Below are 6166 nucleotides of genomic sequence, written 5' to 3' on the forward strand. Positions count from 1 at the left end.
CATTCGCAAGTCGTTAGATGCCTTGGGGCGACGTCGCATTCGATGCTGCGGATGTGCTCGGGAACCTGGTTGGCGCACCAAGGTTGGACGCGGGCGATGCCAAGCTGCGGAAGCCCGCCGTCGGCCATGTGGCCATGATCCAGCACAAAGTCGCACTGCCTGGATCACATAGCCGACATCTGTTGCATCACATGGCTCCCGGTGCCCAGATCCATGCAGAGGCCAGCAAGGATTTGCAATAAACTTTGTAGGTACTCCGCAGATTCTGTTGTGACCGGGAAAGCCCCGAACACTCAGACACAGGAGTCCCCAATGATCACCACCCGTTTCACCAAGTCCGCCAGCGCTGCCCCCGCTGTTGCTGTGTGGCACCTAATGGGCAAGATCAGCGCACTCGTAGGGCCCTTGTCTTGTCGCTGACATCGCCCCAAGCCACATTCCGTATTGGTGATGGCTTGAGCACTCCCGATTGACCGTTACGCGGCGACATCAACATCGCCGGGTGTCCAGAGAATCGCCAATTGGTTCAGCGGCGCCACAATGAGAAGCTTAGGTCACCGATCACGTGGAGGCCTAAGCACGATGGGACGAACTGGAATCAAGTTCGGTCTTCTGGGGCCTTTGTCCATGACCGTGACCGGCGTGCCGGTGGCATTGGGTACGCCGAAACAGAAGGCAGTGCTCGCCGTGCTACTGATCAACCGCAATCGCGCGGTAGGCACGGAGTGGTTGGTTGACGCCGCCTGGGATCAGTCGCCGGTGCCGGCGTCACGTACCAGCATCCACTCCTATGTGTCGAACCTGCGCCGACTGCTTGGCGGCGCCGGAGTGAATCCCCACGCGGTGTTGGCCAGCGCACCACCGGGGTATCGCCTTAATGTCGCTGACGGCGATTGCGACCTGGATCGCTTCATCGCTAAGAAGAACGCGGGACTTCAGGCCGCCGCAGCAGGACGCTCCGAAGAGGCCAGCGGGCATCTGTCGGCCGCGCTGGCCGAATGGTGCGGGCCGGTCCTTGCCGACTTGGGAGATTTCGAGTTCGTCAAGTCCTTCGCCACCGCGCTGGCCGAGGACCAGATGTTGGTGCATATCGCCCGTGCAGAAGCCGAAATCGCCTGCGGACGCGCCCAGACCGTGATCGGTGATCTTGAAACGCTTGCCGCCCAGCATCCCTACCGGGAACCGTTATGGGCGAAGCTGATCACCGCCTATTACATTGTTGAACGTCAGTCCGATGCCCTCGATGCCTATCGGCGACTAAAAACGGCGCTGGCCGAGGATCTGGGCATCGACCCGGGTCCCACCGTGAGTGCGCTGCACGCGCGAATCCTGCGCCAGGAGCGTCTGAATACCAAGCGGGTCGCCAAGACCACCGCGATGCGCGCCATGACCGGCGTGCACACCGCGTCGGCGGGCGAGTCGGCTGTGGCACGCTTGCGCGACGCCACCGGAGGCCTCTATCCACTAAAAGGGGCGGCCACCCGGGTAGGGCGGCTTGCAGATAATGACATCGTTCTCAACGACGACGATGTCAGCAGGCATCACGCGGTAATCATCGATACCGGCGGCAGTTTCGTGATTACCGATTTGGATTCGGCCAACGGCATGAAGGTGCAAGGCCAGCGAATCCGTCCCAGCGCCACCCTCGCCGATGGTGACTGCATCAGCATCTGCGACCACGAGTTCACCTTCGAGATAAGACGATGAGGAAGCTAGCCCCCAGACCGGTACACGTCTCGCGCCACTGAGCTCCGCTGTAGGGGCTGCGGGGTGGGCGAGGCGGTAGAGCGCCTGGCACTTCCGTGGATGGTCACTGATCCCGTGGGACGAAGTCATTTGGGCGGTGCTTCCGGGGCCGCTGTGGTACGGTTCGCTGTCCTACAGCTGGCTTTGAAGCGGAGGACAAGATGGACTTCGGACAAGCGATTTCGGCCGGATTCACCAAATACTTCAATTTCCGCGATCGGGCCTGCCGGTCCGAATTCTGGTATTGGGCTCTCTTCACAAACATCCTCAGCATCGTGGCGTTCGTCATCGACTTGATGCTGAAGACACAGCTGCCGATCGCTGTCTGGCTTGTTACGCTCCCCACCTACATTCCCACCCTCGCCATCGGCGTGCGGCGCCTGCACGATCTCGACCGCACCGGCTGGTGGGTTCTGATCAGCTTTATCCCGCTGATCGGCATCATCGTTCTCTTGATCTGGTGGGCCACCAAGGGGACCGACGGACCGAACCGATTCGGACCGGATCCCTTAGCCGCGAATCCAATTCCGACTGAGCAATTCGGCGCTCCGGCTTAGGGCGGGGCGTTCTGCTGCGTGACGACTGCGTACTCACTGCGCGTCCTCGCGCAGCTTGAGTCGGGCGTCGATGAAGCTTCCCCAGTCCACGCTCAAGTCCGGACCGGGCCGGCCGAGCACCGGGTGGGCGACAAACCCGGCTGTGCCCAGGGACTCAGATTGCTCATCAAACACCGTTCGCTAGCTGTTGAGGTCATGGCAAGGTTGAGGCGGACAGCTTGAAAATTCTTGAAAGAGCTTTGGTATCCCACGCCAGTGCCCAGAAGACGAGGGCTATCCGACGTGGTGCTGTCGGCTTATTGGGACCGCTAATCCGCGGGCTTAGGGGCGTGGATCGAAGCTGCCCTGCACGTTTCCGTTGGCCCCTTCCGTAAAGCCTTCGGTTCCCTCGGGTTCGGCCTTCTCGGAGGTCTTGCGCGCGACAACCGGAAAGACAGTCTCCATCCCGCTTCGGCCCTTGATTTCGACGGATTCGCTTGCACCCCAGATAAATTGAGCTGCAACGGCACGGTGTACGCCACTGGTCACCATCACCGCCGCCCGTCCGTGGCGGCCGGCCAGCCCGGACAACCGGAACGCCACGTTGGTCGCATCGCCGATCACGGCGTCAACTGACCTGGTCATCGCGGCCAATGCGGCCCTGCCCTGCACCACACCCCAGCCCATGTGGATCGGCGAGCCGTCTGGTCCGCGCAACGGCAGCTCGGGGGCGAGCTGCTCCACAAGCTGATTCGCGGAGAGAGCGAAGTCGATCGCCAGCTCGATGGCATCCGGAAACCGGCCCAGCTCCCATACCGCGAACAGCGCATCGCCGGCGTAGTGATTCAGGCTGCCGTGATGTGCCTGCAGGACACCGCCGAGCCGATGCCACAGTGTGTGCAGGCTTCGCGCCATAACTTGCTCGTCGGTTACCTGCGAGATCGTCGAGTAGTTGACGATGTCGCCGACCACCATCACCATGGCCGCTTGGCCGATCCGGGCCTGCGTGAGCCGTGGGGCGATCTTGGATACAGCGGTGAATCGCTGCGAGGCGAAGGTAAGTGCCACATCGCCGATCCGGATTTCGTCGCCGGGCCGAATCGGCAGTGGAACCGCGCGTTCGAGCCGCATACCGTTGAGCAACGTGCCGTTGCTGCTGGTGTCGACGACGAACGCCTGATCGCTTGCGGCGTCGAGCCGGATCTCGAGGTGGGTACGGGAGATTTCGGGGTCGTCGATCACCAGCCTGCGTCGCTCGCTGATGCCCGTGCATTCCCGACCGACAAACAGCTGATCAAATATCGGCACGTTGCGTTTGGAGCCGCCCTCGTCGACGACGAGGTAGCCCAGTGGCTCATCGGGCTGCCCGCCCGGCACCTTTTCGAAGGCCGCCATCATCGCCTCGTTGCTAGCCGTCGCCGCACTTATCCGGCTGCGCGTGTGCACTAGTACGGCCAGTCCGCGGCATACCGAATGCGTTGCAGGACAACGCTCTTCCATAGATGCGACGTACTCGCTGGCTCGTTGGCGTCACAACTGTCCTTCATGCCTGCCGACTAGTGACGGTCCAGACACTACCGGCTGGTCAGCCCGGGTGAATACCGTTTTTGGCATATCGGCGTTCGAGGAACGCCTGCTCAACGAGGTCAGCGCCCAAGTGGAGTCACCGCGTTCGAGACAGCCGCTGCTGAGCCTGCTGGCGGAGGTCGAGGGCATGCACGCCGAACTGGGCGACCCAGTGGCTGTAGGAGCGGTAGTTCTCGCGCCACAGTTCGGGGGCGTTGAACGTCGCAAGAAAGTATTGATCTGCTACATCTACCAATTGCTTACGACCAAGTGCCGTTGCGGCGACGTAGAGCGCCCACGACCGTGAGAAGTTGAGCCCGGCCGCGTGGACGCTGGTCACCTCGTGTGGTGACAGCGGCCGCACGGAGGTGACCGTGTCCAAAACCCGCGCGAGATCGGCGTTGTCCATCACGTTGGGATCGGCGATGTGCGCGTCGCTGAGGGCAAGGAGGAGATTGGCACAGGGATCGAAAAACCCACTTGTTCGCCGGCTCGCTTGGGAGCATGGCTCCTTCCAGCGTCTCGCTAACACCGACACAATGGTGCGGCGAAGGGTGGCCGCATCGTCCGGAGCGAAGCGCATGTACCAACGGTGCAGAGCGAACACCGCGAACGACAGGTTCTGATATTCAGTCGCAGAGAGCTCGGGGCCCTCGACGTGATCAGTGATCCAGCGACGCAGCTGAGAAGTTACCTCCAAGGCTAACGGTGCCATGTCCGCTGAGGCCGATTCTCGATTGAGAATCAGAAACCACGCGAAGCCGTACGGAATCTCCTGATCGAGTTGCCCGGCATTTAGCGACGCAAGCTCGCTGCGCAGGCCGTCGGCAGATATTACGGACTTGGCGATATCGACAAACTTCGGGTCGCCGGTAAGGCGTGAGATGACCCGGAGTGCATAGTTTCCGTGGACCGCACTATGCCAATCGATACATCCGTGGAAGACCGGGTGCGAAGTATCGTCGCGCACAACGCACGCAGCAATCGGCGCCGAAAGAGCTCGAGCCACGTTCGCCACACCCCCGGCCACGTCCAGCGAAGCGGTTGACGGTGTCGATGGGCTACGGCGAGACGACTCGCGCCGGTCGGCCCACACCGAGCAGGCCGCGAACAGAAGCGTCGTTGCTACGACGCCTACTAGTGCCAGCCGGGTGGGGCGGCGCAGCAACGCTCGCCTTTTGCTGTCTAACATGATCGCCACACGATCGAGTCAGCGTCGCCAGGCGTTCCACATGCCGGCCATTATCTAGTGCCCTCGACGGATCGCGCCACAGCTTTGCGGTTTGCCGCCTGTATATTGCGCGACCGGGGCCGGTCGAACGAGAACGACGCCAAGGCTGCCGCAGTTGTGGCCGACAGCCTATCGCCAAGAAAATTCCAACAAGTCCGCCTCAAACTTCGGCTATGCATTCCGCCGGTCTAGAACGAATTTGCTTACTAGGCTATGAGCACAGCAAAACACGTAGCTGCATCGCAAAAAGGCGGTCGCAGATTTCCTCAAGAGAGGTCAACATGACTAAGAGACACACCCATGCACGGCACTTCCTCACGCAACGGTCCGTGCCTATCGCCACTGCGATCTTCGTCGCGGCGGGAGCCGCTGTCATGGCCTCCGCATCGCCAGCCGAAGCGCAGCCACCGGGGACCCTCTGCGGTCATGTCGAGACTCGCCAAGGCGTCGCTCTACCGGTCATTGTGCTCAACGGTAATCCCGACTGCATGACGGCGGTTCAGGTTGCCTCGGACTATCTGACCGGACCACGACCCGCCGACCTCGGCACCCTCCAGCTCGTGAACGTCAACGGTTGGCAGTGTTCCGTGCCTTTGCTTCCGGGGCGTTCTCACGCCGACTCCTATATGGAGTGCGATCAGGGAGGCAACAGTTTCAAAATCGGCAACTGAGATATTCCGATAATTTCGAGCTCGTTTGGCGCACGCGCGTCAATGAAATCACGGTCGGATATTGCAAAATGCGCCCTGGGCTCGTGTCTTAGGTGCGCCGGATTCACCAGAGCCGTCAGCGTTGGACGGCGGGCATCAACACTGCCTTGATCATGTCGTCCTCAGTGTCCTTTGAGGATTGGGTGGTCCAACGGCGTCCCGTTTTCGTAGGGGTTGTTTTCGCCAAGGGGGTAGGGTCCTCCAGGCGCGCCAGCGCAGAAATCGTTGTAGTGCGCGGCGTAGACAGCATTGAAGCAGTCAGCGGCCACACCGCCGGGCCAGGTGCTTACGGGGCCTGGGGATTGGCCGGCTGGCGCGCCCCCCTGGGGCGGCGGTGCTGGCTGTACTGGCACAGCCGGAGGCGGCGGTGGATACGG

At 61.7% G+C, this 6166-nt stretch carries 5 protein-coding genes; 2 read left to right on the forward strand and 3 right to left on the reverse strand.

The features are described 5' to 3' along the window. The first annotated feature begins 582 nt into the window (after positions 1 to 582). Together WBF82_RS08650 and WBF82_RS08655 are read left to right on the forward strand one after the other, a co-directional pair. On the forward strand, positions 583 to 1707 hold the full coding sequence (locus WBF82_RS08650; RefSeq protein WP_424382637.1) for a BTAD domain-containing putative transcriptional regulator: 1125 nt from the start codon (positions 583 to 585) through the stop codon (positions 1705 to 1707). Between the two features lie 200 nt (positions 1708 to 1907). Then, positions 1908 to 2303, forward strand: coding sequence for a DUF805 domain-containing protein (locus WBF82_RS08655; protein WP_424382638.1), 396 nt, complete (start codon positions 1908 to 1910; stop codon positions 2301 to 2303). 33 nt (positions 2304 to 2336) lie between these two features. Here WBF82_RS08655 and WBF82_RS08660 read toward each other — a convergent pair whose 3' ends face one another. The 3 genes from WBF82_RS08660 to WBF82_RS08670 all read right to left on the reverse strand — a co-directional run bounded on the left by WBF82_RS08660 (position 2337) and on the right by WBF82_RS08670 (position 4866). Continuing rightward, the gene (locus tag WBF82_RS08660) at positions 2337 to 2477 is read right to left on the reverse strand and encodes a hypothetical protein (protein ID WP_424382639.1); all 141 of its coding nucleotides are present in this window, start codon (positions 2475 to 2477) and stop codon (positions 2337 to 2339) included. 147 nt (positions 2478 to 2624) lie between these two features. Continuing rightward, the gene (locus WBF82_RS08665) at positions 2625 to 3677 is read right to left on the reverse strand and encodes an FHA domain-containing protein (RefSeq protein ID WP_424382640.1); all 1053 of its coding nucleotides are present in this window, start codon (positions 3675 to 3677) and stop codon (positions 2625 to 2627) included. A 268-nt stretch (positions 3678 to 3945) separates the two neighbouring features. After that, positions 3946 to 4866 (reverse strand): DUF2891 family protein, encoded by a 921-nt coding sequence (locus tag WBF82_RS08670; RefSeq protein WP_424382641.1) that lies wholly within the window; start codon positions 4864 to 4866, stop codon positions 3946 to 3948. Between the last annotated feature and the right edge of the window lie 1300 nt (positions 4867 to 6166).

The organism is Mycobacterium sp. (assembly GCF_049673265.1).
Classification (GTDB): domain Bacteria; phylum Actinomycetota; class Actinomycetes; order Mycobacteriales; family Mycobacteriaceae; genus Mycobacterium.

Coding starts and splice junctions, on each gene's coding strand:
- WBF82_RS08655 (WP_424382638.1), top strand. CDS start 1,908: ATGGACTTCGGACAAGCGATTTCGGCCGGATTCACCAAATACTTCAAT.
- WBF82_RS08665 (WP_424382640.1), bottom strand. CDS start 3,677: ATGGCGGCCTTCGAAAAGGTGCCGGGCGGGCAGCCCGATGAGCCACTG.
- WBF82_RS08650 (WP_424382637.1), top strand. CDS start 583: ATGGGACGAACTGGAATCAAGTTCGGTCTTCTGGGGCCTTTGTCCATG.